This window comes from Micromonospora sp. NPDC049203, from assembly GCF_043197215.1.
GTDB lineage: Bacteria > Actinomycetota > Actinomycetes > Mycobacteriales > Micromonosporaceae > Micromonospora.
The window spans coordinates 872,049-897,068 of sequence record NZ_JBICSV010000002.1; the positions used below are offsets into that span (position 1 = coordinate 872,049).

A 25,020-nucleotide genomic window follows, 5' to 3' on the forward strand; every position below is an offset into this window, starting at 1 on the left:
CGTCGGCGCACCCTAACAAGGATCGACAGGTCCGCGGGGTACCCGAAACGCGGACCGGCGGCGCCGGGGCCGGGGCGGCGGCTCCGCCACCGCGCCGGCCGGCCGCTCGCCCGGGTCCCCGTCGGCGGACGACTCCTCCCGGTCCGCGCCGGCCGGCCGCCCGTCCGGGTCCGCGTCGGGCCGCCGCTCGTCCGCGTCCGCCAGGCGGTCCCGGGTCGCCCACGCCACCACGAACACGGTGGTCCAGGCGAGGCCCAGCAGGACCGCGGTGACGGTGCCGCTCGCCGTGCTGAAGCCCAGATAGAGCCGCGCGCCGGTGACCGTGACCACGCCCGCCGACGCGACGGTCCACACCGCCGCGCCCACCGGCCACCGGGCGCCCCGCGACAGCAGCCAGGCGAGCGTGCCGAAGCTCGCCGTCACCACCGCGTTCTGCGTCGGGAACAGGTCACCGGGACGGTCCGGGCCGCCCGGGCCGGTCAGGTCCGCGACCACCACGAGCAACACCAGCGGCACGGCCGCGCCGACAGTGCCCAGCACCCCGAGCGGGTCGGCCCGCCACGCCCGCCCGCGCCGCGCCACCACCACGGCCACCACAGCCACCGCGGCGATCAGCACCCAGCCCCGCAGCACCGACACCGCGAGCAAGGCCGTGTCGACCACCCCAGGGGTACGCCGGGCGGCGAACCAGTCGGCGGCCAGCCCGTCGAGCACACCCAGCCCGCTGTGCGCGACGACCGCCTCCAGCAGCACCGCCACGGCCAGCCCGGCGACGAACAGCAGCGCCAGCCCCAGCGCCAGGTTGATCAGCAGCGTCCAGGCCGGGCCGACGCGCATGGCGACCAGGAAGAACAGCACCCCGTACCGGGCTCGCAGCCAGCGCAGCGGCGGCAGCGCGGCGGCCCGCGCCGCCAGCGCGCGTACCGGGTCCGGGTTGCGTCCCAGCCAGCGGCCGGCCAGCACCACGGCGAGCAGGCACAGCAGCAGGACGAGCACCGCCCCGGTGGCCCGGCCGAGCAGCTTCGACACCCGCTCGTACGACTCACCGGCCAGGTAACCGGCCAGCACCGAGGCACCGACCCAGCTCGCCACCCCGGCCAGGTTCCACGGCGCGAACCGCCGGTACGGCATCCCGGCCGACCCGGCAAGCCGGGGCGCCAGCGTGCGGGCGAACGCGATCCAGCGGGCGGCCAGCACACCCCGGCCGCCGAGGCGTTCCAGCAGCGAGTCGGCCCGCCGCCACCGGTGCGCCCCGATCCGGGCGCCCACTCCCGAGGCGCGCAGACGCGGCCCGTACCGGCGTCCCGCCCGCCACGCGAGTGTGTCTCCGATCACGGCGGCGGCGGTCATCGCCACCAGCACGGGCGCGAGGCGCAGCGTCCCCGCGTACGCTAGGAAGCCGACCAGAAGCAGGGTCGCCTCGCCGGGCATCAGCAGCCCGACGATCACCGCGGTCTCCGCCGCGACGATCGCCGCGGCGGCCACGTAGATCAGCAGGGGCGGCAGCTCCTGCAGCCAGCTCAGCAGGTCAGGCATCGGGCACCCCGCACGGGTGTCAGCATGCCAGTCGCTGGAACGGTCGGCACAGCACTTTCGACGCAGATCCGGGCGATCTCGGGGTGACCCCGAGGCGTGCCCGGGCAACCGCAGACAGGAGTATGGAGGGTATGCAGCTACGCACCGACCTCCGCAACGTCGCCATCATCGCCCACGTCGACCACGGCAAGACGACCCTGGTCGACGCCATGTTGCGGCAGGCCGGCGCCTACGGCGCCCGTGGTGAGAACACCGAGCGGGTCATGGACTCGATGGACCTCGAGCGCGAGAAGGGCATCACCATCCTCGCCAAGAACACCGGCGTGCGGTACCTGCCGGCGGACGGCTCGGAGCCCGTCACCATCAACATCATCGACACCCCCGGCCACGCCGACTTCGGCGGCGAGGTCGAGCGGGGCCTGACCATGGTCGACGGTGTGGTGTTGCTCGTCGACGCCAGCGAGGGCCCCCTGCCGCAGACCCGGTTCGTGCTCCGCAAGGCGCTGCGCGCCCGGCTGCCGATCATCCTGGTGATCAACAAGGTGGACCGTCCGGACGCCCGGATCAAGGAGGTCGTGGACGACACCTACGAGCTGTTCCTCGACCTGGACGCCGACGAGGAGCAGATCGACTTCCCGATCGTCTACGCCTGCGCCCGCGACGGCATCGCCTCGCTGACCCAGCCCGCCGACGGCGCGGTGCCGGACGACAGCAGCAGCCTGGAGCCGCTGTTCCGCACGCTGCTCGACACCATCCCCGCGCCCGCGTACGACGAGGGCGCGCCGCTGCAGGCGCACGTCACCAACCTCGACGCCTCGCCGTTCCTGGGCCGGCTCGCGCTGTGCCGGGTCCGCCAGGGCACCATCAGCAAGGGCCAGAGCGTGGCCTGGTGCCGCACCGACGGCAGCACCCAGCGGGTACGCATCTCCGAGCTGCTGATGACCGAGGGCCTGGAGCGCAAGCCCGCCGAGTCCGCCGGACCGGGCGACATCATCGCCGTCGCCGGCATCCCGGAGATCATGATCGGTGAGACGCTCGCCGACGCCGAGAACCCGGTGCCGCTGCCGCTGATCACCGTGGACGAGCCGGCCATCTCGATGACCATCGGCACCAACACCTCGCCGCTCGTCGGCCGGGTCAAGGGCGCGAAGGTCACCGCCCGGATGGTCAAGGACCGGCTCGACAAGGAGCTCATCGGCAACGTCTCGCTGCGGGTGCTGCCCACCGAGCGGCCGGACGCCTGGGAGGTGCAGGGCCGCGGCGAGCTGGCCCTGGCCATCCTGGTCGAGCAGATGCGCCGCGAGTCCTTCGAGCTCACCGTCGGCAAGCCGCAGGTCGTCACCCGGGAGATCGACGGGAAGACCTGCGAGCCGGTCGAGCGGCTGACCATCGACGCCCCGGAGGAGTACCTCGGCGCCATCACCCAGCTCCTGGCCACCCGCAAGGGCCGGATGGAGCAGCTGGTCAACCACGGCACCGGCTGGATCCGGATGGAGTGGCTGGTCCCGGCGCGCGGCCTGATCGGCTTCCGCACCGAGTTCCTCACCGAGACCCGCGGCACCGGCATCCTGCACCACGTCTTCGAGTCGTACGAGCCGTGGTTCGGCGAGCTGCGCACCCGCAACAACGGTTCGCTGGTCGCCGACCGGGCCGGTTCGGTCACCGCGTTCGCCATGACCAACCTCCAGGAGCGCGGCCAGCTCTTCGTCGAGCCGGGCACCGAGGTGTACGAGGGCATGATCGTCGGCGAGAACTCCCGCTCCGACGACATGGACGTCAACATCACCAAGGAGAAGAAGCTCACCAACATGCGCTCGTCGACCGCCGACGAGACCGAGAAGCTGATCCCGCCGCGCAAGCTGTCCCTGGAGCAGGCCCTGGAGTTCTGCCGCGAGGACGAGTGCGTCGAGGTCACCCCGGCCGCGGTGCGCATCCGCAAGGTGGTGCTGGACCAGACCCAGCGTGGCCGGATGGCCGCCCGCCGCAAGCACGCCGGCTGACCTCAGCCCGTCACCAGCACCACCCGGAGCCCGGCCCGCCCTACGGCGGACCGGGCTCCGCCCTTTCCCGCTCCCCCGCTCCCGCCGCACCCGCTCGCCACCACCGCCCCCACAAGTCGGCACGCCGGCGCTAGCTCGCCGCGGGGCGAGACACGGCGCGCAGGGTGGGAGGGCGGCCCGACTTCCACGTCGGCGGAATGTGCATCTCAAGGACGGACGCGAGGCGACAGGGACAAACTCGGCATGCGCAAAGGGCACGAGACGCCGGAACGGGCAACAGGCACGGGCTGAGGGACGAGCGCAGACGCCGCAACGAGCAACGGGCACGAGACGCCGGGACCAACACGAGACGCCGGAAGCAGCACCGACGCGGGACGGCGGCGGAGTCAGCGGGGCTTGGTGGCCTCCAGGGCCAGGACGTCGGGGACGGGTCCGGAGCCGGACTCGACCACCCGGGTCAGCCGCAGGCCGGCGTCCGTCACGGCGCCCAGCAGGCCGGCCAGGGGCAGGTGCCAGGCGCCGACCCGGGCGCGGACGCCGATCGAGTTCCAGGACCGGAGCGTGTGCTCCCGGGAGGCGTACCCGCCGTCGATCACGATCCGCTCCGGCTCGGACCGGTCGGCGAACGCGCCGACGAAACACGGGTGCACGCCGACGTGCACCAGCCGCCCGCCGGGTGCCAGCACGCGTGCCGCCTCGGCGATCGCCGCCGGATAGTCCGGCATGTCGGTGTGCGCCAGCACGCAGACCACCGCCGGTACGGCACCGGTGGCCAGCGGCAACGCTGTGGCGTCGGCACGGGCCACCGGCAGCCGGGCGCGGGCGTGGCGCAACTGCCCGCCGGACAGGTCCACCCCGACCGGTGTCCATCCGAGACGGCGCAGCTCGGCCGCGTGCGCGCCGGTGCCGCAGCACAGGTCCACACAGTGCCCCGGGCCGTCGCCCAGCAGGCCGGCCAGCACCGACCGGACGCGGTCCATGTAGACCGACGAGGTCTCGCTGGCGTACTCCTCGTACCAGTCGGCGATGCCGTCGTACAACGGGGTCGTCATCTCCGTACGCTAGCCCCGCCCCTACGGCCACCGCTGCCCCGCGAGCGCCGGGAAGATCGGCTACGGTGCGGGCATGACCTGGCAGGACGAGCTCGACGCGCACCTGGACAAGGTGCCCGGCACCGTCTCCGCGTACGTGTGCCGCCCCGGCGCGCGGCAGGCGTGGGCGCGGCGGGCCGACACCACCCACTACGCGGCGAGCACCATGAAGCTGGCGGTGCTGGTGGCGCTGTTCCGCGCCGCCGAGGCCGGCCGGCTCGACCTGGACGCGCCGGTGCCGGTGCGCAACTCGTTCGACTCCGCGCTGCCGGGGGCACCCCGCTTCGCCAACGACCGCGACTACGACAACGACGAGGCGGTCTGGGACCGCGTCGGCGGCGAGGCGCCGCTGCGCTGGCTCGCCGAACGGATGATCGTCCGGTCCAGCAACCTGGCCACGAACATCTGCATCGGCCAGGTGGGGCTGCCCGCCGTGGCGCAGGCGTGGGCGCTCGCCGGAGCCCGGCACAGCGTCACCGGCCGCGGCATCGAGGACTTCGCCGCCCGCGACTCGGGCGTCGACAACCTGGTCACCGCCGCCGACCTGGCCGCTCTGCTCGGCGAGCTGGCGCTCGGCGCGACCCGGCCCGGTCCGCTCGCCTCGCCGGCCGCCTGCGCCGCCATGCTCGACGTGCTCGTCGCGCAGGAACACCGCGAGGACCTGGCCGCCGGGCTGCCCGACGGCACCCGCGTCGCGCACAAGAACGGCTGGGTACGCGGCGTGCGCCACGGCGCGGGCGTGGTGTTCCCGGACGACGCGCCGCCGTACACGATCGTCGTCTGCACCACCACCGACCTGGCCGACGGCGGCGCGGACGGCGACGAGGCCGAGGACGACGCGTGCCGGCTGATCGCGCACGTCTCCGCGCGGGTCTGGGCCGCGCGGCACGACCTGGCCGGCTGACCCGCTACTCCAGCAGCCGCTCGCGCAGCGCCGCGCGGTGCGCGTCGGTCACCCCCAGACCGTCGCGCAGGTACGCGTCGAACGAGCCGTGCGCGCGGCGCACCTCGTCGTAGGCGGCGTCCAGGTACTCCGGGCGCACCTCCAGCAGCGGCCGGGCCACCGCCGGGTCGAGGTCCGGCCGGCGCTGGACCATCGCGGACAGCAGCACCTCGCGCAGGCTCTCGGTCAGCTCGTTGTGCACCAGGTAGTCGGCGCGGATCGCCTCCTCCTGGACGCCCAGCACGGTCAGCAGCACCACCGACAGCCAGCCGGTGCGGTCCTTGCCGGCCGAGCAGTGGAACAGCAGCGGCAGGTTCGCGCCCTCGGCGGCGAGCCGCACCGCCGCGCCGAACCCGGCCCGCGCCGACTCCCCGGTGACGAACCAGCGGTAGATCGCCGTCATCGCCCCCGGCATGCCCTCGCGGGCCAGCGCCGCGTACGCGTCCAGGTCGTGGCCCTGCAACACCGCCGAGACGTACGTGAACACCGGGTGCGCCGCGTCGTAGACCGGCAGGTGCACGGTGCGGGGCTCGCCCACGAGCCGGTCCGGCGGGGCCACCGCCTGCTCGTGCGCGTCACGCAGGTCCACCACGCAGGCCGGGCCGAGCTTGCCCAGCACCGGCAGGTCCTCGTCGGTGAGCCGGCCCAGCGCGGGCGTGCGGATGAGCCGCCCCGCGCGCACCCGACGTCCATCGACCGTCGGCAGTCCACCCAGGTCACGCGCGTTCGGCGCGCCCACCAGCTCCCATTCCCGCCCGGACATCGGCCCTCCCCTGCTCGCCGCCAGTTGGCTATAGGGTGCCCCACATGACGATCGCCGCGGTACGCACCCACCGCCTTTCGGCCCCCTTACACACGCCGTTCGTCACCGCGCTGCGCCGTACCACCACCGTGGACACGCTGGTCGTGGAGGTCATCGACAGCGACGGCCGCCCGGGTTTCGGGGAGGCGCCGCAGGTCTGGCAGGTCACCGGCGCGTCGGTGGCGGGCGCCGAGGCGTGCGTACGCGAACTGCTCGCGCCGCTGTTGATCGGCCGCGACGCCGACGACCTCCAGGCGGCCTGCGCGCTGGTGCGCGGTGCCGTGGTGGGCAACGAGTCGGCGAAGGCGGCGCTCGACGTGGCGCTGCACGACCTGGCCGCGCGGCGGCTCGGCGTACCCCTGGTGCGTCTGCTCGGAGGCACGGCGCTGCGCGTGCCGACCGACGTCACGCTGGCCGCCGGTGACGCGGTCGACCTGGCCGCGACGGCGGCCCGGCGCGGGGCCGAGGGGTTCACGGTGCTCAAGCTCAAGGTCGGCACCGACGCCCACGGCGACCTGGACCGGGTTCGCGCGGTGCGCGCGGCGGTGGGCCCGGACGTGCGGATCCGGCTGGACGCCAACCAGGGCTGGACGCCCCGGGAGGCGGTCCGGGTGATCCGCGCGATCGAGGACGCGGGACTCGACGTGGAGCTGGTCGAGCAGCCGGTGCACCGTCGCGACCTGGACGGGCTGGCCTGGGTCAGCGACCGGGTCGACCTGCCGGTGCTGGCCGACGAGTCCGTCTTCGACGTGCGTGACCTGGTCGAGGTGATCCGGCGCCGGGCGGCCGACATGGTCAATGTGAAGCTGGCCAAGTGCGGCGGCCTGCAACCGGCGCGCACGCTGCTCGACCTGGCCGCCGCGCACGGCATGGGCACCATCGTCGGCTCGATGATGGAGGGCCCGGTGGGGGTCGGCGCCGCGGCCAGCCTGGTCGCCGCCTACGGCACCACGGCCGTGTCGGACCTCGACGCCGCCTGGTGGCTGGCCTGGTCGCCGGTCACCGGTGGCATCCGGTACGAGGACGCGAGCGTGCTGCTGCCCGACGCGCCGGGTCTGGGCGTCACCGGACTGCGTGAAGCTAAAATTCAGACAGTTGGTTGAGCAACGTCAGAATTTTTCATATGGTCGCCCCGACGACCACCGGAGAGAGGGGTACGCGTGGCGCCTCAGCCCGGCCGGCGAGCCGTCGTACGAGTGCCGGTGGCAACCCTGTGGACCGCCCCCGAGGCGGTACGCCCGGTCGACCGTCCCGCCCTCGCCGGCTCCCCCGACGTCGCCGCCTGGATCGCCGGCATGGACCGCGACCAGCGCGTCGGCGACTGTGTCCTGACCCAGCTGCTGCTCGGCGAGCCGGTGCGTGTCATCGAGACCCGCCCGGACGGCTGGGTCCGGGTGGTGGCCCTGGGCCAGCCCGCCGCGAAGCTCGGCACCGACGGCTATCCGGGCTGGCTGCGGGCCGCCCACCTGGCCGACGCCGACCCGGCCGCTGACGGCCCGCTGACCGTCGACGCCGCCCGCACCGCGTTGCGCGCCGGGTCGGAGGGCGACGCGGCGCTCACCGGCGTGGTCCTCGGCACCCGGCTCACACCGGCCGGGCCGGCGGTGGACGGCAGGCGTCCGGTCCGCGTACCCGGGCGGCCCGATCCGCTCTGGGCCCCGGAGGACGATCTGGTGCCGCTGCCCGCCGAGCGTCCCGAGGCCGAGAAGGTGCTCGCGGTCGCCGAGCGGCTGCGCGACCTGGCCTACGTCTGGGGCGGCATGTCCACCGACGGCATCGACTGCTCCGGGCTGGTGCACCTGGCCTGGCGTCGGTACGGCATCACACTGCCCCGCGACGCCGACGACCAGGCGGCGGCGACCTCGCAGGTGCCGCTGGACGCCGAACGCCCCGGCGACCTCTACTTCTTCGCCCGGCCCGGCCGGCGCATCCACCACGTCGGGATCGTGTCGGCCGAGCCGCACGGCGGCCGGCGCCGGATGCTGCACGCCTGCTACCTGACCCGGCGGGTGATCGAGGAGGAGCTGCCGGCCGACCGGAGGGCCACCCTCGTCGGCGCGCACCGCGTCTGACCCCTGACACGCCTCGGGGCGCCCCCGGCACGGGAGCGCCCCGACGGTACGGACGGGTCAGCGGCGGGCCTGGGCCAGTTCCCGGCGCCGGTCCCGCGACGACTTCGCCAGGCTGGCCACAGTCGCCACGGCCAGGGTGCCGAGGATGACGGTGAGCGAGAGCCAGATCGGGATGTGCGGGGCCCACGCCACGTGCTCGCCGCCGTTGATGAACGGCAGGTTGTTCTCGGCCAGCGCCTCCAGCATCAGCTTCACGCCGATGAAGCCGAGCACCACCGCCAGGCCGTAGCTGAGGTAGATGAGCCGGTCCAGCAGGCCGCCCAGCAGGAAGTAGAGCTGCCGCAGCCCCATCAGCGCGAACACGTTCGCGGTGAAGACCAGGTACGGCTCCTGGGTGATGCCGAAGATCGCCGGGATCGAGTCCAGCGCGAAGATCAGGTCGGTGGTGCCGATCGCGATCATCACGATCAGCATCGGCGTGAACAGCCGCCGGCCGTTCTCCCGGGTGGTCACCTTCGCGCCGTCATAGTCCCGGGACAGCGGCAGCGCCCTGCGGCTCCACCGGATCAGCACGTTCTCGCTGAACTCGTCCTCGTCCGGCTCGCCCTGCCGGGCCAGGTTGACGGCGGTGTAGATGAGGAACGCGCCGAAGATGTAGAACACCCAGGAGAACTGGGAGATCAGCGCCGCACCGGCCGCGATGAAGCCACCGCGCATGACCAGCGCCAGAATGATGCCGATGAGCAGCACCTTCTGCTGGTACTGCCGGGGCACCCCGAACCGGGCCATGATGATCACGAAGACGAAGAGATTGTCCACCGAGAGGCTGTACTCGGTGAGCCAGCCCGTGTAGAACTCACCGGCGACGCGGCCACCGGCGGTCAGCCAGAGCACCACCCCGAAGACCAGCGCCAAGCCGACGTAGAAGCCCACCCACAGGCTGGACTCGCGGACGCTCGGCTCGTGCGGCCGCCGGCCGATGATGAACAGGTCGGCGAGCAGGATCGCGGTCATCGCGATCAGCGTTACCGCCCACACCAATGCGGACACGTTCAAATCCATCCTCCGGCAGACACGCTGCGTCGAGGCACACCGTACGCCGGGTGTGGTCGCGGGGTGCGTCGACGCTGACTGGGGTGACTGTCGGAGGTCTCTTCCGCCGGGGCCCGGGTGCCGGGTTCCGACCGACGGAGCCGGGTCGGGCGCCTGGGGGTACGGGCGCTCTTCCGTGCTGACGACTCCGTCGCGGGGGAATACTCCCCTCCTCGGCCGCCATTGTTCACCATCGCACCCGCATGGCGCATCTCTGGGCCGCTGCCTGATCTCCCGAGGTGCCGCGGCTCACGTCGCGCAATGCGTCCTAGGAGGCTAGCCCTGCGCCTCTACGCAGCACGCCGGCACATTCACCCCGGGACGCGCCGGCGGGCGGCCGGCATGGCAGGCTGCCAGCATGGTTCTTGAGGTTGCGCTCATCGATGTGACTCCCGGACACGAGGACGAGTTCGCCGCCGCCTACGCGCAGGCGCGGCCGATCCTCGCCGGCGCCGACGGCTGCCGCTCCGTGCGGATGACCCGCGGCGTGGAGTCGCCCACCCGGTTCGTGCTGCTCGTCGAGTGGGACTCGGTCGAGGCCCACGACGTGAACTTCCGCCAGACCGAACGGTTCGCGCAGTGGCGCGGGCTGATCGGCCCGCACTTCGCCGGACCGCCCCTGGTCGAGCACTTCATCGACGTTCCGGCCTGAACTGTCGTACCCCCGCCGTAGCCTGCGCGCTGCGCGGTCACCGATCCCGACGGGCAACGGGGGCGCCGGGCCCGGTGGCCGCGCCCAGCCGACGAGCCGTTACTCGTGCGGGCCGCGCGGCCGGGGCACCGGCGCCGCGCCGAGCCGCCGGGCCACCAGTTCGGCGGAGGCGTCCCGCGGCAGCGCCGCCGCCAGCAGCCGCTCGATCACCCGCTCGTAGTGGGCCACCTCCGCCTCGGCAACCAGCCGCAGGTCGGTGGTGAGCGTCTCCACCAGCACGGTGCGCGGGTCCTCCGGGTCGGGGTAGGCGTAGTAGGAGAACGGCGCCAGCGGGTGCGGCCCGTCTCCGCCCGACGCCGCCGACGGCAGCACCCGGACGCTGACCCGGGGCCGCTCGGCGAGCGCGAGCAGATGCCGCATCTGGTCGCGCCACACGTCCGCGGGCAGGCCGTCCGGGTCGCAGACGCGCTCGTCGACAAGCGCGGTGTAGTGCGGCGGGTCCGGCCGGATCAACAGCTCCTGGCGTGCCACCCGGGCGCGCACGTCCGCCTCCACGTCCACCTCCCCGGTCAGCGCCGCGCCGGCCGACACCCGCAGCCGGGCGTACGCCGGGGTCTGGAGCAGCCCGGGCACGAGCACGCACTGGTACTCCACGATGCGCTCCGCGCCCGCCTCCAGCTCGGCGTACGCCCGCTGACGCTCCCCCATCTCGCCGAGCGCCTTGGACCAGCCCCGGCCGGTGGCGGCGTCGCGGGCGATGACGATCAGCTCGTCGCGCTGCGGCGACGGCACCGCGTAGACGTCGAGCAGGTCGAGCACGTCGGCCAGGTCGGGCCGGCTCTGCCCCAGCTCGATGCGGGACAGCTTCGACGTGGACGCCCAGCCCAACCGGGCGCAGACCTGCTCGAGCGTGAGCGACTCGCGACGGCGCAGCCGGCGCAGCTCCACACCGAGCCTCGCCCTCCGGACCACAGGACTTGCTGACAACGGCATGCGCGCCTCCCGGGAGGGAGCGTACGCATCGCCGTCACGCTCGGCAATACCTCCCCCACAGAGCGCAACCGCGCGGACGGCGTGCTCAGGGGCGGTAGGTACCGAACGACCAGACCAGCCCGGCCACGTCGCGGGCGGCGTAGTCACGCGAGCCGTAGTCGGTGTCGAACGGCGCCCGGACGATCTCCGCCCCGGCCGCCCGGGCGCGCTCGTGGTGCGCGTCCACGTCGTCGAGCGCCACGTAGACGCGGTAGTCGTCGTCCGCCGGCCGGGACTGCGGCGCCGGCCCCGGGCCGAGCATCACCAGGTCGTCGCCGTACGCCAGCTCGGCGTGGCCGATGGTGCCGTCGGGCAGCTCGTGGGCCTCGCGCACGGTGAGGCCGAACGCCGAACAGAGGAAGTCGACGGCGGCTCGCACGTCGGGATACCGCAGGACCGGATAGATGCTTCGCATGGCGGTCAGTCTGCCGCCGGGGCGGTCAGGCCGGATTGGACGAATGCGATCCGGGCCCGGTCAGCGCGGCCGGGGTGGTGCCGGCGAACTCGCGGAACTCCCGGATCAGGTGCGACTGGTCGTAGTAGCCCCACCGGGCCGCCCGCTCCGCCCAGCCGGCGTCGTCCGGCACCGCGACCGGCGCGGTGAGAAGGGTACGGCCCAGGCTCGCGTACGCCCGCTCGAAGCGCAGCAGCCGGGCGACAGTCTTCGGCGGCAGGCCGAACTCCTGCCGGAACCGGACCGACAGGTGGCGCCGGGACCAGCCCAGCTCCCCTGCGAGCGCGGCCACGCCGACCGCTCCCCCGCTGCCGTCCAGACGCCGCCAGGCGGCCAGCAGGTGCGGGTCCACCGGCGCGGTCGCCGCCAGCCGCGCGGCCAGGGCGGCGTCGAGCCGGGCGAAGCGCTCCGGCCAGCCCGGCTCGCCGGCCAGCTCGTCGCGCAGCCGGGCCAGCCAGCCCGCCACCGCGCCGACCGGCACCGCCCGGTTGGCCAGCTCGGCCAGCGGCAGCCCGAGCAGGCGGCGGGCCGCCGGGGCGGTCAGCAGCACCTGCACCCCGGTGCCGGTGCCGGCCGTCCGGGTGACGCACCAGCCGTCGAACGGACCGGCCAGGAAGGCGTTCGCGGCGGACCCGCCCCGGCCGGCGGCACGCGGATCGGTCACGTCGAGGGGGTCGCCCCAGCCGAGGATCAGCACCACGAAGGCGCCCGCCACCTCCCGGCGTACCAGCGGGACGGGCGCGTCCTCGCGGTAGCCGAGGTAGCTGCCCACCCACCGGCGCAGCCGAGGGTCGGGGTGCCCGACGACGGCCTCGGTCAGCATCGCGCCGCCGCGCCGGTCACCGGACCCCTGCGGCGTCCATCCCGCGCAGCTCCTTCTTGAGGTCGGCGACCTCGTCGCGGATCCGCGCGGCCAGCTCGAACTGCAGCTCCCGCGCGGCGGCGAGCATCTGGTCGTTCAGCTCCTGGATGAGGTTGGCCAGGTCGGCCCGGGCCATCCCCTCCCGCGACGGGGTCGCCGCCGCGCCCCGGCGGCTGCGCGTCTCCTTGACCGGCGCCTTGCCCCGGGACAACTGCCGCGCCGCGCCGCCGACGTTGCTGTTCTCGGTGTCCTCCGCCTCACGGTAGATGTCGTCGAGGATGTCGTGGATCTTCTTGCGCAGCGGCTCCGGGCTGATGCCGTTCGCCTCGTTGTGCGCGATCTGCTTGGCCCGGCGCCGGTTGGTCTCGTCGATCGCGCTCGCCATCGACGGCGTGATCTTGTCGGCGTACATGTGGACCTGACCGGAGACGTTACGGGCCGCGCGGCCGATGGTCTGGATCAGCGACCGGCCGCTGCGCAGGAAGCCCTCCTTGTCGGCGTCGAGGATCGCCACCAGCGACACCTCGGGCAGGTCGAGACCCTCCCGGAGCAGGTTGATGCCCACCAGCACGTCGTAGTCGCCCTTGCGCAGCTCGCGCAGCAGCTCGACGCGGCGCAGCGTGTCGACCTCGGAGTGCAGGTAGCGCACCCGGATGCCGTTCTCCAGCAGGTAGTCGGAGAGGTCCTCGGCCATCTTCTTGGTGAGCGTCGTGACCAGCACCCGCTCGTCCCGCTCGGTACGCAGCTTGATCTCGTGCATGAGGTCGTCGATCTGCCCCTTCGTCGGCTTGACCACCACCTCGGGGTCGATCAGGCCGGTCGGCCGGATCACCTGCTCGACGAACTCGCCCTGCGCCTGCTCCAGCTCCCACGGGCCGGGGGTCGCCGAGAGGTAGACCATCTGGCCGACGCGCTCCAGGAACTCGTCGAAGCGCAGCGGCCGGTTGTCGGCGGCGCTGGGCAGCCGGAAGCCGTGGTCGATGAGCATCCGCTTTCGGGAGGCGTCGCCCTCGTACATGCCGCCGATCTGCGGGATGGTCACGTGCGACTCGTCGACCACGGTGAGGAAGTCGTCGGGGAAGTAGTCGAGCAGGCAGTGCGGCGGGCTGCCGGGCAGCCGGCCGTCGATGTGCATCGAGTAGTTCTCGATGCCGGAGCAGAACCCCACCTGGCGCATCATCTCGATGTCGTAGGTGGTGCGCATGCGCAGCCGCTGGGCCTCCAGCAGCTTGCCCTGCCGGTCCAGCTCGGCCAGCCGCTCGCCCAGCTCGGCCTCGATGTCGCGGATCGCCCGTTCCATCCGCTCCGGGCCCGCGGCGTAGTGCGTGGCCGGGAAGATCATCAGGCTGTCGACCTCGCGGACCACGTCACCGGTTAGCGGGTTGAGGTAGTAGAGCTTCTCGATCTCGTCACCGAACAGCTCGATCCGGACCGCCAGCTCCTCGTACGCGGGGATGATCTCCAGCGTGTCGCCGCGCACCCGGAACGTGCCGCGCTGGAAGGCCATGTCGTTGCGCGTGTACTGAATGTCGACGAGCCGGCGCAGCAACTGGTCGCGATCCAGCTCCTGGCCGACCTTGACCCGCACGGCCCGGTCGAGGTATTCCTCCGGCGTGCCCAGGCCGTAGATCGCCGAGACGGTGGCCACCACGATGACGTCACGCCGGGTGAGCAGCGACATGGTGGCCGAGTGCCGCAGCCGCTCGACCTCCTCGTTGATCGAGGAGTCCTTCTCGATGTAGGTGTCGGTCTGCGGGATGTACGCCTCGGGCTGGTAGTAGTCGTAGTAGGAGACGAAGTATTCGACCGCGTTGCCCGGCAGCAGCTCGCCGAACTCCTTCGCGAGCTGGGCGGCGAGCGTCTTGTTGGGGGCGAGCACCAGGGTCGGCCGCTGGAGCCGCTCGACCAGCCACGCCGTGGTGGCGCTCTTGCCCGTGCCGGTCGCGCCGAGCAGCACCGTGTTGCGGTCGCCGCGCCGCACGCGGCGCTCAAGCTCGTCGATGGCAGCCGGCTGGTCACCGGCCGGCTGGAACTCACTGACGACCTGGAAGCGGCCGTCGAGCCGGGGAATGTCGAGCGCCATGACACCAACCGTACGCCCGGGGTCCGACACTTCGGCCACGACCACTGACCGTCCCTGATCCGCTTCGATATTCGCATTGTGTGGCTCATCTCACCGGCCTATCCTCGTACCGTAGGCCGCTCGCGGCGGCCGACCGGGCCGGTGATCGCCCCTCGCGGGCCGGTCGCCCCCGGCGCCAGGGCCGCAGCACCCGGGACGACCGGCGTGCGCGCCGACGGTGGTCGCGCGCAGCGCTGACCGGCCGCCGCGAGCGCCCCTGCTCGTCACCGAAACCCCGCTCTCGCGTTCTCCACTCGTGGGGACCTCTCCCGAGCGCCGGCCGCGACGCGAGCCCGACACCGGCACCGGCACGCCCCCGCCCGCCGACGAGCCGGGCCGCCCGCGCGGGGTGAGCCGTCCCCACCGGTCCTCCGCGCGTGGCGGCGGCGACCAGGCCGTACCCCGTGAACCGGGCCGGGGTCACCGGCGTGGCCGCACCAGCACACCGACCCGGCCCGCCACAGTGGCCGGGCGTCGCCGCCGCGCCGGCCTGCTCGCCGGCCACCACCCCACGCTCGTCACCCGGCCGGCCGGCGAACCGGAACTGGACGGCGCCGACGATCCGCCGGACGGGCCGGGCCGGCGCCGGCTCGCGCTCGCCGCGCTCGTGGCGGCGGCTGCGATATCCGCCGCGACGCTCGTCGCCGCCCTGCCGGCGTGGGTACCCGGCCACACCGACAAGGCGGCAGCCGAACGCCCCCTCACCGCCGCCCAGGCCGACCGGGTGGCAGCGCTGCGGGTCACCAACCTGCGCGACGTGCGCGCCGGCGTCCGGGTCACCGTCGGCGCGGACGCCGCCCGTACCGAACTGGTCGGCTGGGTCGACTGGGCCCGCCCCCTGGTCTACCTGGACGTCGGCGGCCCGGGCGCGGGTGCCGACCGGGGCCTGGTGCAGGCCGTCGCGTCCGCGCTGCTGGTACGTCCCGACCCCGCCGCGCTCCCCACCCCGGCCCGGCCGCCGCTGGTGCCACCGGCGGACCGGTGGCGGCTGCGCGATCCGGCCGGCGGCCACGGCCTCGGCGCGGTACGCGACCTGCTGATCGGGCTCGGGGCCGACCGGGTCGACAGGCCCGCCGCCGACGGGCGGTGGCTGCGCCGCGACCAGGTCGACGGCGTCCCGGTGGACGTGCTCCAGGCGCCCCTGGCCCCGCTCGGCGGCCGGCCGGCGCTGTGGGTGGACGCGGACGCCCGGCTGCACCGGCTCACCGGCCGGCTGGCCGACGGCACGCCCGTCACCGTCGACCTGATCCGTGCCGACCGGCCCGCCCTGCGCGCGGTGGACGCCCTCGGCGGCCGGCCGGGGCAGCCCCGGGCGCTCACCGACGACGAGGCCGCCCGGCTGGCCACGCTGCCCGCCCGGCTACGGGCACTGCGCGGCGCGTCGGTGGACGTGGCCGCCCCGCTCGGCCCGTCCGCCGACCTGCGGGCCACCGGCACGGTGAACTGGACGAGCCCGTCGGCGTACCTCGTCGTGGTCGAGGAGGGCAGCGGCCGGCGTACCCTGCGGTGGGTCCGGCCGGACCGGGTGGCCGAGGTGCGGCACCCCCCCGACGGGCCCGCGTCCCTCCCGACGCCGATGCCGCCCGCGCTGCTCGCCGCCCCCACGCGACCGCCCGGCGATGACCTGGACCGGCTGCTCGACGCGGCCCTGCGGGCGGCCCGGCACGCGCCCGGCGCCACCGCCCGGGTCCGGGAGGACCGGCTGGGCGACCGGACGGTCGACGTGTTCGAGCTGCCCGGCAACCGCCGCCTGTGGCTGGACCGCGGCGGCCTGCCGCGCCGGATGGAACTGCGCACCCGGCCGGGCGTGTGGATCCGGCTCGACCTCACGCCGGGCAGCGGCGGGCCGTCCGCGCCGCCCCGCTGAACCGGCGGGGCCTCCACAGCCCGCTGAGCCGGAGCGCCCGGTCAGGGCCGCCAGCCGGTCTGCGCCGCCCACTCCTCGGCGCGCAGGTGCTCCTCGTCGAACCAGGGATCGGTCACCGTGCCCCACGCGGCGTGCTCCGGCGCGGCCGCCGCCAGTTCCCGCTTCACCTGGAGGTAGTCGGCCCGCCGAGCCGGGTCGGCGCGCAGGTGGTCGCGCGTGAGCAGCGCGTACCGCCAGCCGGGCGAACCGGCCTCCCGCAGGTGCAGGCGCACCGGACGCCCCGGGTCCGCGCTCCCGTGCAGCCGCTTGGGCCAGCGCACCTCCTCCGGCTGACGCGGGGTGTCCCACCACTCGCCCGGCAGCCGCGGGAACCCCGCCTCGGCCAGCCGCCGCGCCAGCGGCCCGTCCGCCTCGGCCAGCGAGGAGACCGTCACCTGGATGTCGATCACGTCCGGGGCGGCGAGGCCCGGCACGGCCGTGGAGCCGACGTGGTCGACGCGGATGTCGCCGCCGGCCGCGTGGCGGATCCGGGCGGCCAGCCGGGCGTACTGCTCGGGCCAGGTCGGGTCCGGCTCGGCCGGCGCCGCCGGGTCGGGCGGGACGGCGCGGCGCTCGCGGACGTTGCGCTCGTAGGGCAGCAGGCGGTCCCGCCAGAGGACGTCCACCGCGGCGTGCAGCTCGGCGAGTGTGCCGTCGTTCGTGAGCAGCACGTCGGCGACCGCGCGGCGGGTGGCGTCGTCGGCCTGCGCGGCGATGCGCCGCTGGGCCTCCGCCGGGGCCATGCCCCGGTCGCGGGTCAGCCGGGCCATCCGGATCGGCACGGCCGTCCGCACCACGACCACCAGGTGGTACGTCGGCGCGAGTCCCACCTCGGCCAGCAGCGGTACGTCGTTGACGACTATCGCGTCGGCGGGGGCGGCGGCGACCAGTTCGGCGCTGCGCGCGCGTACCCGGGGATGGGTGATCCCTTCGAGCGTGCGGCGGGCGGCCTCGTCACCGAAGACCAGCGCGCCCAGGGCGGCCCGGTCCAGCGCCCCGTCGGCGTCCAGGACCCGGTCGGAGAAGGCGGCGACCACCTCGGCCAGCCCGTCGGTGCCGGGCGCGACGATCTCGCGGGCGATGCGGTCCGAGTCGACGATCACCGCGCCCAGCGCGGCGAGCCGGCTCGCCACCGCGCTCTTGCCCGATCCGATTCCGCCGGTCAGCCCCACCTTCAGCACCCGGACAGTCAACCGGATCCTTCGTCCGCATGCCAAACCGCCCGGCCACACGACGCGGGCCCCGCCCCGCGCTCCGCTGGTGCGGAACGCGGGGACGGGGCCCGTCGTCAGAGGCAGTCGGCGGTCCGTCCGGTGGGACGGACCCGCGTCAGCGTCCGGTCACTTGCCGCCGGCGAGCTTCTCCCGCAGCGCGGCGAGCGCCTCGTCGGTCGCGAGCGTGCCGGCCGGCTCCTCGGCCTGACGGCTCGGGGCCGAGGTCGAGGTCGAGGTGGTGCCGGTGGTGGCCGGAGCCGGGTTGGCGGCAGCCTCGGCGTCGGCGGCGCGGGAGGTCTGCACCTGCTTGGTGTGGGCCTCCCAGCGCTGACGGGCCTCGGCGTACTGGTTCTCCCAGGTCTCCCGCTGCTTGTCGTAGCCCTCGAGCCACTCGCCCGTCTCCGGGTCGAAGCCCTCCGGGTAGATGTAGTTGCCCTCGTTGTCGTACGTGGCAGCCATGCCGTAGAGGGTCGGGTCGAAGTGCTCCTCGCCCTCGACGAAGCCCTCGTTGGCCTGCTTGAGCGACAGCGAGATCCGGCGGCGCTCCAGGTCGATGTCGATGACCTTGACCATGACCTCGGAGCCGACCTGCACGACCTGCTCCGGGATCTCCACGTGGCGCTCGGCCAGCTCGGAGATGTGGACCAGGCCCTCGATGCCGTCGTCCACCCGGACGAACGCGCCGAACGGCACCAGCTTGGTGACCTTACCCGGCACGATCTGCTGGATCGCGTGGGTGCGGGCGAACTGACGCCACGGGTCCTCCTGCGTCGCCTTCAGCGACAGCGAGACCCGCTCGCGGTCCAGGTCGACGTCCAGGACCTCGACCTCGACCTCCTGGCCCACCTCGACGACCTCGGACGGGTGGTCGATGTGCTTCCAGGACAGCTCGGAGACGTGCACGAGGCCGTCCACGCCGCCCAGGTCGACGAACGCGCCGAAGTTGACGATCGAGGAGACGACGCCCTTGCGGACCTGCCCCTTCTGGAGCTTGTTGAGGAACTCGGTGCGCACCTCGGACTGCGTCTGCTCCAGCCAGGCACGGCGGGACAGCACCACGTTGTTGCGGTTCTTGTCCAGCTCGATGATCTTGGCTTCGAGCTCGCGGCCGACGTACGGCTGCAGGTCACGCACACGCCGCATCTCGACGAGCGACGCGGGCAGGAAGCCACGCAGGCCGATGTCGAGGATGAGACCACCCTTGACGACCTCGATGACCGAACCGCGGACGACGCCGTCCTCGTCCTTGATCTTCTCGATCGTGCCCCAGGCCCGCTCGTACTGCGCCCGCTTCTTGGAGAGGATCAGCCGACCCTCCTTGTCCTCCTTCTGGAGGACGAGGGCCTCGATGTGGTCACCCACCGAAACGACCTCGGCCGGGTCCACGTCGTGCTTGATCGACAACTCCCGAGAGGGGATGACACCCTCGGTCTTGTAGCCGATGTCGAGCAGGACCTCGTCCCGATCGACCTTGACGACGGTGCCTTCGACAATGTCGCCGTCGTTGAAGTACTTGATGGTCTCGTCGATCGCGGCGAGGAAAGCTTCCTCAGAGCCGAGGTCGTCGTGGGTGACCTTGTTGGCGCTCGAGGTGGCCTCGATGCTGCTCGTCATGTGGGCGGTTGCTCCGGTCGGATGGGTTGTCACAGCGGGCATGGGTGTCGCGGTGACTCTTCCGCGCCAACGGATCCGTCGCCGGGCACACCGAACGATCGACGCGAGAAGATCATTAGTGGCTCCGGTGACCGCGCACCTGCTCCCTGCCGAGGCACACGATCCGCGAGCGCATCGTCTAGCCTACCCGCTGCATTACCACAGCGTGCAAGCCCTCCCGGGTCCGTGCGAACTCATCCCCTGCGAAAGCGGAGATTTTGCTCGGTAAGGTGCCATCGCTGTCTCGTCCGTCACATCCGCCCCAGCCGCCACCCCACCGCACCGGGTCCGCGCCGCCGGACCTAGCGTGAACCCGTGGACGACGACAGGGTGACCCGCCGACGGGTCGACGCCGGGGAGATCCGCCGCGCCAACCGCGGCTGGTGGGACACCGACGCCGACGCGTACCAGGACGAGCACGGCGCGTTCCTCGGCGAGGTCGACTTCGTCTGGTGCCCGGAGGGGCTGCGCGAGTCCGACGCCCGGCTGCTCGGCGACGTCACCGGCCGGCGGGTCCTCGAACTCGGCGCCGGGGCGGCCGCCGCCGCCCGCTGGCTCGCCGCCCAGGGCGCCCGGCCGGTCGCACTCGACCTGTCCGCCGGCATGTTGCGGCACGCCGCCGAGGCCGCCGGGCGCACCGGGGTACGCGTGCCGCTGGTGCAGGCCGACGCGCTCGCGCTGCCGTTCGCCGACGCCGCGTTCGACACCGTCTGCACCGCGTTCGGCGCGATCCCGTTCGTGGACGACTCGGCGGCGGCGATGCGCGAGGTGGCGAGGGTGCTGCGGCCGGGCGGCCGGTGGGTCTTCTCGGTCACCCACCCGATGCGCTGGATCTTCCTGGACGACCCGGGCGAGGGCGGGCTGACCGCCGTGCACTCGTACTTCGACCGTTCCCCGTACGTCGAGCAGGACGAGAACGGCGTGGCCACGTACGTCGAGCAGCACCGCACCCTGGGCGACCGGATCCGGGAACTGGTCGGGGCGGGCTTCCGCCTGCTGGACCTGGTGGAACCGGAGTGGCCGGCCGGGCACGAGGGGGTCTGGGGGCAGTGGAGCCCGCTGCGCGGCCGGCTGTTCCCCGGCACCGCGATCTTCGTCGCGGAGAAGCCGGCCGGCTGACGCCAACGGACCCGCTGTGCGATCGACCCTCCCGTGGCACGCGGCACGCTGTCCCCATGAGCGTCGGCCCGGCCCCCACCTCAGCCTTTCCCTGGCGCCCTGACCCCATTCGGCAACTGCTGACCGACTACAGGCTGGACGACCTACTGACGCTGCCGCCCGAAGCACCGAGCGTCGAACTCGTCGATGGCATCATCCACCTGACGCCCTTCCCCACTCTCGGCCACCAAGGCATCGCCAGCCTGCTGGCGATATGGCTGCGATCCCGCGTTCCAGCCCATCTGCGCGCGGCCCAGGCGGTGAGCATCGGTCTGGACGTCGACTCCAGTCGCCGTCCGGACGTGCTGCTCCACCACGCCGGGCTGCCGAGCGACAGGTCCCTCCTGCGACCGGCGGACGTCGTCCTGGCCGTCGAGATCGTCTCCCCCGGCACCCGGCGCGTCGACCGGTTCGCCAAGCCGGGCGAGTACGCCGCCGCGCGGATCCCGTTCTACTGGCGGATCGAGCAGGACCCGGTGCACCTCTACGCGTACCGCCTCGGTGAGCGGATCGGCCCCGGCGGCGAGCGGCAGTACGAGCTGGTGGACGACAGCAGCGAGGTGATCGAGCTGTCCGAGCCCTTCGCGATCAAGCTGCCGATCGCGGAGATCCGGCCCTGACCACACCGTTACTCGGTGTCCGGCACGGGTAACCGGGCCGCATGGCCGAGAAGGAGTTCCGCGCCGGCGACCACGTCTCCTGGGCCAGCCACAGCGGCCGGGCGTACGGCGTCGTCAAGGAGAAGCTGACCGAGCGCACCCACGTACGCTGGCACACCGTGAACGCCTCGCCCGCGCAGCCGCAGTACCGGATCACCAACGACGACTCGGGCCGCGACGTCGCCCACCGGCCGGAGGTGCTTCGCCATGAGTCGCGCTGAGGACCCGCAGCAGACCTACCGGGAGTTCACCGACGCGGTGAACATGAAGCCGGGCGAGCTGACCCGCTGGCTGGAGACCGAGGAGTCCAAGCACGTCGGCTGGCACAAGAAGGGCACCCAGGGCGGTGAGTCGGTCGGCCACGACTCCGGCCGGCGCATCGTCGACCTGCTGCGCCGCAAGCGCGCCGACCTCACCGCCGCCGACTACAAGCACATGCGCAAGGTCATCGGGTACGTCCACCGCCACCTGGCCCAGCGGCCGTCCGGAGACGTCCGGGACACCCGCTGGCGCTGGTCGCTGATGAACTGGGGGCACGACCCACTCAAGAGCTGAGCCGCCCGGTCCGTTCGCCGCGCGTTGGTAGCGTGCCGGCGATGACGACAGACGTCCCGACCGCCGGCCGTCATCCCGCGCCGGACGGGTGATCCTCCTGGCGGGCCTCGGGCTCGTCGCGTCGCGGCGCTCCTCCTGGTGCTGACCGGCGGCACCGGCATCAGGTACAGCGCCGACCACGACGGCACCGTACCGATGTGGCACCGGTGGATCCCGGCGCTGGCCGGGATCGTGCTGATCCGCCTGATCCCGCCCGCACCCGACCCGAGGTGGCCGGACCCGGTCGCGCCGTACCGCGAGGCGGTGCCGCCGCTGCTGGCCGGGGTCGCGCTCGCCGCCGTCTCTTCCCCAGTGATCAAGGAGTTCGTGTCCCCGAACGGGCTCGGGCGTGACACGAACTCCTTGATCACCGGGGCCTGCGGGCCGGGTGGAGGCCGGCGTCGGTGGGGACGGGGTCAGTGGTCGGCGCTGTTCCAGTCGTGGCCCTCGCCGACCGACACCTCCAGCGGCACCGACAGCGGGTACGCCTCGCCCATCTCCTTGCGCACCAGCGCCTCCAGCGCCTCGCGCTCGCCCGGGGCGACCTCGAAGACCAGCTCGTCGTGCACCTGCAACAGCATCCGGGAGCGCAGACCGGCGTCGCGCAGCGCGCCGTCGACGTGCAGCATGGCGACCTTGATGATGTCGGCCGCCGAACCCTGGATCGGGGCGTTGAGCGCCATCCGCTCGGCCATCTCCCGGCGCTGCCGGTTGTCGCTGACCAGGTCGGGCAGGTAGCGGCGGCGGCCCAGGATGGTGGAGGTGTAGCCGTCCTGGCGGGCCCGGGCCACGACCTCCTGGAGGTAGTCGCGGACCCCGCCGAACCCGGCGAAGTAGTTCTCCATCAGCCCGCGCGCCTCCTCGGCGCTGATGCCGAGCTGCTGGGACAGGCCGAACGCGCTGAGCCCGTACGCCAGGCCGTAGTTCATCGCCTTGATCTTGCGGCGCTGGTCGGCGGTGACGTCACCGACCTCGACGGCGAAGACCGACGAGGCCGTGGCGGCGTGGAAGTCGTGCCCGGAGTTGAACGCCTCGATCAACGCGTCGTCCGAGGACAGGTGCGCCATGATCCGCATCTCGATCTGGCTGTAGTCGGCGGTGAGCAGGCACTCGTAGCCCTCGCCGACGACGAACGCGCGCCGGATCCGCCGCCCCTCCTCGGTGCGGATCGGGATGTTCTGGAGGTTCGGCTCGGTGGAGGACAGCCGCCCGGTCGCCGCCACGGTCTGGTTGAACGTGGTGTGGATCCGGCCGTCGTCGGACACGGACTTGAGCAGCCCGTCGACAGTCGACTTGAGCTTCGCGACGTCGCGGTGGCGCAGCAGGTGATGCAGCAGCGGGTGCTCGGTCTGCGCGAACAGCCACTGGAGCGCGTCGGCGTCAGTGGTGTAGCCGGTCTTGATCCGCTTGGTCTTGGGCAGGCCCAGCTCGGTGAAGAGGATCTCCTGCAACTGCTTCGGCGAACCCAGGTTGAACTCCCGGCCGACCACCTCGTACGCGCCCTGGGCGGCGGCCTTCACCTCGGCGGCGAAGTGCGCCTCCAGCTCCGAGAGGTAGTCGGTGTCGGCGGCGATGCCGGTGCGCTCCATCGTGGCGAGCACCCGCATCAGCGGCAGCTCCACACCGGCCATCAGCCGGGCCGACTGCTCGCCGTCGCGGGACAGCTCGGCGTCGATCGCGTCGGCCAGGTCGAGCGTGGCGCGGGCCTGGAGCATGAGGTTCTGCTCGGCCACGCCCTCGTCGCCGAGCCCGTCGAGGGTGAGCTGCCCGCTCTCCGGCGCGTCGACGCGCAGCTCCCGGTGCAGGTAGCGCAGCGCCAGGTCGGTCAGGTCGTACGAGCGCTGGTCGGGGCGGGCCAGGTAGGCGGCGATCTGGGTGTCGCGGGCGATGCCCCGCAGCTCCCAGCCGTGCGCGGCGAACGCCAGCACGGCCGGCTTGCTGTCGTGCAGCACCTTCGGGCGCTCGACGTCGGCCAGCCACCCGGCCAGCGCGGCCTCGTCACCGGCGTCCAGCCGGCTCGGGTCGAACCAAGCGCCGGCGCCGGCGGCGGTGGCCAGCGCCATCGCTGTGACGGTGGCGGTGTGCCGGCGGTTGGGACCGGTGTCGAGCGTGACCGCCATGCCGACCGACGCGCCCGCCGGAGCGTGCGTGTCGAGCCAGCCGGCGAGCGCGCCCGGCTCGGTGAGCACCTCGCCGGCCAGCTCGAAGCCCGCCTCGGCCTCGGGCTCGACCGCCTCCAGGTATTGGTAGAGCCGGTCGCGCAGGATGCGGAACTGGAGCGTGTCGAAGACCTGGTGCACCGCCTCGCGGTCCCAGCCCTGCCAGCGGGCGTCCTCGGGGCGGACCGGCAGCTCCAGGTCGGAGACCAGGCAGTTGATCTCGTAGTTGCGGATCACGTCGGCGAGCCGCTCGCGCAGGCTGTCACCGGCTTTGCCCTTGATCTCGTCGGCCCGGGCCACCACGCCCTCGACGCCGCCGTACAGGTTGATCCACTTGGCGGCGGTCTTCGGGCCGACGCCGGGCACACCGGGCAGGTTGTCGCTGGTCTCGCCGACCAGCGCGGCCAGGTCGCGGTAGTGGTCCGGGGTGACGCCGTACTTCGCCTCGATGGCGGCCGGGTCCATCCGGGCCAGGTCGGAGACGCCCTTGCGCGGGTAGAGCACGGTCACGTGCTCGCCGACGAGCTGGAACGCGTCCCGGTCGCCGGTGGAGATCAGCACGTCCATGCCCTGGTCGCGGGCCTGGCAGGCGAGCGTGGCGATGACGTCGTCCGCCTCGTAGCCCTCCTTCTCGACCACCGGCACGCGCAAGGCGGCGAGGACCTCCTTGACCAGGCTGACCTGACCCTTGAAGTCGGTGGGGGTCTCGCTGCGGCCGGCCTTGTACTCGGAGTATTTCTCGGTGCGGAAGGAGCGGCGGGAGACGTCGAACGCCACCACGATGTGCGTGGGCTGCTCGTCGCGCAGCACGTTGATCAGCATCGAGGTGAAGCCGTAGACGGCGTTTGTCGGCTGCCCCGTGGTGGTGGAGAAGTTCTCCACCGGCAGGGCGAAGAACGCCCGGTATGCCAGGGAATGTCCGTCGACGAGGAGCAGGCGCGGCGTCGTAGCTGTCACGGCTGCGACTCTAGTCCGTACGCCCGACAACTCCGGCCTCCGGTGCGGCGCGCGCCGCACCG

At 73.3% G+C, this 25,020-nt stretch carries 21 protein-coding genes; 10 read left to right on the forward strand and 11 right to left on the reverse strand.

Annotation, left to right across the window (positions count from 1 at the left end):
• Positions 1 to 12 precede the first annotated feature (12 nt).
• Positions 13 to 1,536: a DedA family protein gene (locus ACGFIA_RS08355; protein WP_357380984.1), complete on the reverse strand. Its 1,524-nt coding sequence runs from the start codon at positions 1,534 to 1,536 to the stop codon at positions 13 to 15.
• A gap of 131 nt (positions 1,537 to 1,667) precedes the next feature.
• On the opposite strand from ACGFIA_RS08355, the gene typA reads away from it, so the two are divergent.
• Positions 1,668 to 3,536: a translational GTPase TypA gene (gene typA, locus ACGFIA_RS08360; protein ID WP_357380982.1), complete on the forward strand. Its 1,869-nt coding sequence runs from the start codon at positions 1,668 to 1,670 to the stop codon at positions 3,534 to 3,536.
• Positions 3,537 to 3,922: 386 nt separating this feature from the next.
• On the opposite strand, the gene ACGFIA_RS08365 is transcribed toward typA, so the two are convergent.
• On the reverse strand, positions 3,923 to 4,588 hold the full coding sequence (locus ACGFIA_RS08365; protein ID WP_393259217.1) for a class I SAM-dependent methyltransferase: 666 nt from the start codon (positions 4,586 to 4,588) through the stop codon (positions 3,923 to 3,925).
• Positions 4,589 to 4,661: 73 nt separating this feature from the next.
• On the opposite strand from ACGFIA_RS08365, the gene ACGFIA_RS08370 reads away from it, so the two are divergent.
• Positions 4,662 to 5,531 carry a serine hydrolase gene (locus ACGFIA_RS08370; RefSeq protein WP_357474992.1) on the forward strand — a complete coding sequence of 290 codons (870 nt, stop codon included), beginning with the start codon at positions 4,662 to 4,664 and terminating at the stop codon, positions 5,529 to 5,531.
• 4 nt (positions 5,532 to 5,535) lie between these two features.
• Here the strand turns inward: ACGFIA_RS08370 and ACGFIA_RS08375 are convergent, their stop codons facing one another.
• Positions 5,536 to 6,333, reverse strand: a complete 798-nt coding sequence (locus ACGFIA_RS08375) for a tyrosine-protein phosphatase (RefSeq protein WP_357380975.1) — start codon at positions 6,331 to 6,333, stop codon at positions 5,536 to 5,538.
• 44 nt (positions 6,334 to 6,377) lie between these two features.
• Between ACGFIA_RS08375 and ACGFIA_RS08380 the strand changes: the two genes are divergently transcribed.
• Both ACGFIA_RS08380 and ACGFIA_RS08385 read left to right on the forward strand, forming a co-directional pair.
• Positions 6,378 to 7,475 (forward strand): mandelate racemase/muconate lactonizing enzyme family protein, encoded by a 1,098-nt coding sequence (locus ACGFIA_RS08380; RefSeq protein ID WP_393259220.1) that lies wholly within the window; start codon positions 6,378 to 6,380, stop codon positions 7,473 to 7,475.
• 99 nt (positions 7,476 to 7,574) lie between these two features.
• Complete coding sequence (locus ACGFIA_RS08385) at positions 7,575 to 8,444, forward strand: C40 family peptidase (RefSeq protein WP_357474998.1); 870 nt, start codon at positions 7,575 to 7,577, stop codon at positions 8,442 to 8,444.
• 57 nt (positions 8,445 to 8,501) lie between these two features.
• Here the strand turns inward: ACGFIA_RS08385 and ACGFIA_RS08390 are convergent, their stop codons facing one another.
• The gene (locus ACGFIA_RS08390) at positions 8,502 to 9,500 is read right to left on the reverse strand and encodes a TerC family protein (protein ID WP_357380969.1); all 999 of its coding nucleotides are present in this window, start codon (positions 9,498 to 9,500) and stop codon (positions 8,502 to 8,504) included.
• Positions 9,501 to 9,894: 394 nt separating this feature from the next.
• On the opposite strand from ACGFIA_RS08390, the gene ACGFIA_RS08395 reads away from it, so the two are divergent.
• The gene (locus ACGFIA_RS08395) at positions 9,895 to 10,188 is read left to right on the forward strand and encodes an antibiotic biosynthesis monooxygenase (RefSeq protein ID WP_357380967.1); all 294 of its coding nucleotides are present in this window, start codon (positions 9,895 to 9,897) and stop codon (positions 10,186 to 10,188) included.
• A gap of 99 nt (positions 10,189 to 10,287) precedes the next feature.
• Here ACGFIA_RS08395 and ACGFIA_RS08400 read toward each other — a convergent pair whose 3' ends face one another.
• The 4 genes from ACGFIA_RS08400 to uvrB all read right to left on the reverse strand — a co-directional run bounded on the left by ACGFIA_RS08400 (position 10,288) and on the right by uvrB (position 14,619).
• Positions 10,288 to 11,181, reverse strand: a complete 894-nt coding sequence (locus ACGFIA_RS08400) for a DUF5753 domain-containing protein (protein WP_357380964.1) — start codon at positions 11,179 to 11,181, stop codon at positions 10,288 to 10,290.
• Positions 11,182 to 11,266: 85 nt separating this feature from the next.
• The gene (locus ACGFIA_RS08405; RefSeq protein ID WP_357380963.1) at positions 11,267 to 11,635 is read right to left on the reverse strand and encodes a VOC family protein; all 369 of its coding nucleotides are present in this window, start codon (positions 11,633 to 11,635) and stop codon (positions 11,267 to 11,269) included.
• Positions 11,636 to 11,660: 25 nt separating this feature from the next.
• Entirely contained in the window at positions 11,661 to 12,497 is an 837-nt protein-coding gene (locus ACGFIA_RS08410; RefSeq protein ID WP_357380961.1) for a helix-turn-helix transcriptional regulator, read from the reverse strand.
• A gap of 16 nt (positions 12,498 to 12,513) precedes the next feature.
• Positions 12,514 to 14,619: an excinuclease ABC subunit UvrB gene (uvrB, locus tag ACGFIA_RS08415; RefSeq protein ID WP_357380959.1), complete on the reverse strand. Its 2,106-nt coding sequence runs from the start codon at positions 14,617 to 14,619 to the stop codon at positions 12,514 to 12,516.
• 295 nt (positions 14,620 to 14,914) lie between these two features.
• Between uvrB and ACGFIA_RS08420 the strand changes: the two genes are divergently transcribed.
• Complete coding sequence (locus ACGFIA_RS08420; protein ID WP_393259225.1) at positions 14,915 to 16,525, forward strand: hypothetical protein; 1,611 nt, start codon at positions 14,915 to 14,917, stop codon at positions 16,523 to 16,525.
• 41 nt (positions 16,526 to 16,566) lie between these two features.
• Here ACGFIA_RS08420 and coaE read toward each other — a convergent pair whose 3' ends face one another.
• Together coaE and rpsA are read right to left on the reverse strand one after the other, a co-directional pair.
• Positions 16,567 to 17,745: a dephospho-CoA kinase gene (gene coaE, locus ACGFIA_RS08425; protein WP_393259332.1), complete on the reverse strand. Its 1,179-nt coding sequence runs from the start codon at positions 17,743 to 17,745 to the stop codon at positions 16,567 to 16,569.
• A 159-nt stretch (positions 17,746 to 17,904) separates the two neighbouring features.
• Complete coding sequence (gene rpsA, locus ACGFIA_RS08430; RefSeq protein ID WP_357380953.1) at positions 17,905 to 19,434, reverse strand: 30S ribosomal protein S1; 1,530 nt, start codon at positions 19,432 to 19,434, stop codon at positions 17,905 to 17,907.
• Positions 19,435 to 19,746: 312 nt separating this feature from the next.
• Between rpsA and ACGFIA_RS08435 the strand changes: the two genes are divergently transcribed.
• The 4 genes from ACGFIA_RS08435 to ACGFIA_RS08450 are packed head-to-tail and all read left to right on the forward strand — an operon-like array spanning position 19,747 to position 21,803.
• Positions 19,747 to 20,550 carry a methyltransferase domain-containing protein gene (locus tag ACGFIA_RS08435; RefSeq protein ID WP_357380951.1) on the forward strand — a complete coding sequence of 268 codons (804 nt, stop codon included), beginning with the start codon at positions 19,747 to 19,749 and terminating at the stop codon, positions 20,548 to 20,550.
• A gap of 56 nt (positions 20,551 to 20,606) precedes the next feature.
• Complete coding sequence (locus ACGFIA_RS08440) at positions 20,607 to 21,209, forward strand: Uma2 family endonuclease (protein WP_393259229.1); 603 nt, start codon at positions 20,607 to 20,609, stop codon at positions 21,207 to 21,209.
• 41 nt (positions 21,210 to 21,250) lie between these two features.
• Entirely contained in the window at positions 21,251 to 21,469 is a 219-nt protein-coding gene (locus ACGFIA_RS08445) for a DUF2945 domain-containing protein (RefSeq protein WP_393259231.1), read from the forward strand.
• On the forward strand, positions 21,456 to 21,803 hold the full coding sequence (locus tag ACGFIA_RS08450; RefSeq protein WP_073830920.1) for a DUF3140 domain-containing protein: 348 nt from the start codon (positions 21,456 to 21,458) through the stop codon (positions 21,801 to 21,803). Before ACGFIA_RS08445 ends, ACGFIA_RS08450 begins: the two co-directional genes overlap by 14 nt.
• A gap of 455 nt (positions 21,804 to 22,258) precedes the next feature.
• Here the strand turns inward: ACGFIA_RS08450 and polA are convergent, their stop codons facing one another.
• Positions 22,259 to 24,958 carry a DNA polymerase I gene (gene polA / locus ACGFIA_RS08455; RefSeq protein ID WP_393259233.1) on the reverse strand — a complete coding sequence of 900 codons (2,700 nt, stop codon included), beginning with the start codon at positions 24,956 to 24,958 and terminating at the stop codon, positions 22,259 to 22,261.
• Positions 24,959 to 25,020: the final 62 nt, after the last annotated feature.

What these genes read in the sequence shown, in the direction of transcription:
- uvrB (WP_357380959.1), bottom strand. Translation starts at nt 14,619, where the DNA reads ATGGCGCTCGACATTCCCCGGCTCGACGGCCGCTTCCAGGTCGTCAGT.
- ACGFIA_RS08450 (WP_073830920.1), top strand. Translation starts at nt 21,456, where the DNA reads ATGAGTCGCGCTGAGGACCCGCAGCAGACCTACCGGGAGTTCACCGAC.
- rpsA (WP_357380953.1), bottom strand. Translation starts at nt 19,434, where the DNA reads ATGCCCGCTGTGACAACCCATCCGACCGGAGCAACCGCCCACATGACG.
- ACGFIA_RS08370 (WP_357474992.1), top strand. Translation starts at nt 4,662, where the DNA reads ATGACCTGGCAGGACGAGCTCGACGCGCACCTGGACAAGGTGCCCGGC.
- ACGFIA_RS08440 (WP_393259229.1), top strand. Translation starts at nt 20,607, where the DNA reads ATGAGCGTCGGCCCGGCCCCCACCTCAGCCTTTCCCTGGCGCCCTGAC.
- ACGFIA_RS08395 (WP_357380967.1), top strand. Translation starts at nt 9,895, where the DNA reads ATGGTTCTTGAGGTTGCGCTCATCGATGTGACTCCCGGACACGAGGAC.
- ACGFIA_RS08400 (WP_357380964.1), bottom strand. Translation starts at nt 11,181, where the DNA reads ATGCCGTTGTCAGCAAGTCCTGTGGTCCGGAGGGCGAGGCTCGGTGTG.
- ACGFIA_RS08410 (WP_357380961.1), bottom strand. Translation starts at nt 12,497, where the DNA reads ATGCTGACCGAGGCCGTCGTCGGGCACCCCGACCCTCGGCTGCGCCGG.
- ACGFIA_RS08380 (WP_393259220.1), top strand. Translation starts at nt 6,378, where the DNA reads ATGACGATCGCCGCGGTACGCACCCACCGCCTTTCGGCCCCCTTACAC.
- ACGFIA_RS08355 (WP_357380984.1), bottom strand. Translation starts at nt 1,536, where the DNA reads ATGCCTGACCTGCTGAGCTGGCTGCAGGAGCTGCCGCCCCTGCTGATC.
- typA (WP_357380982.1), top strand. Translation starts at nt 1,668, where the DNA reads ATGCAGCTACGCACCGACCTCCGCAACGTCGCCATCATCGCCCACGTC.
- ACGFIA_RS08365 (WP_393259217.1), bottom strand. Translation starts at nt 4,588, where the DNA reads ATGACGACCCCGTTGTACGACGGCATCGCCGACTGGTACGAGGAGTAC.
- ACGFIA_RS08445 (WP_393259231.1), top strand. Translation starts at nt 21,251, where the DNA reads ATGGCCGAGAAGGAGTTCCGCGCCGGCGACCACGTCTCCTGGGCCAGC.
- ACGFIA_RS08375 (WP_357380975.1), bottom strand. Translation starts at nt 6,333, where the DNA reads ATGTCCGGGCGGGAATGGGAGCTGGTGGGCGCGCCGAACGCGCGTGAC.
- ACGFIA_RS08405 (WP_357380963.1), bottom strand. Translation starts at nt 11,635, where the DNA reads ATGCGAAGCATCTATCCGGTCCTGCGGTATCCCGACGTGCGAGCCGCC.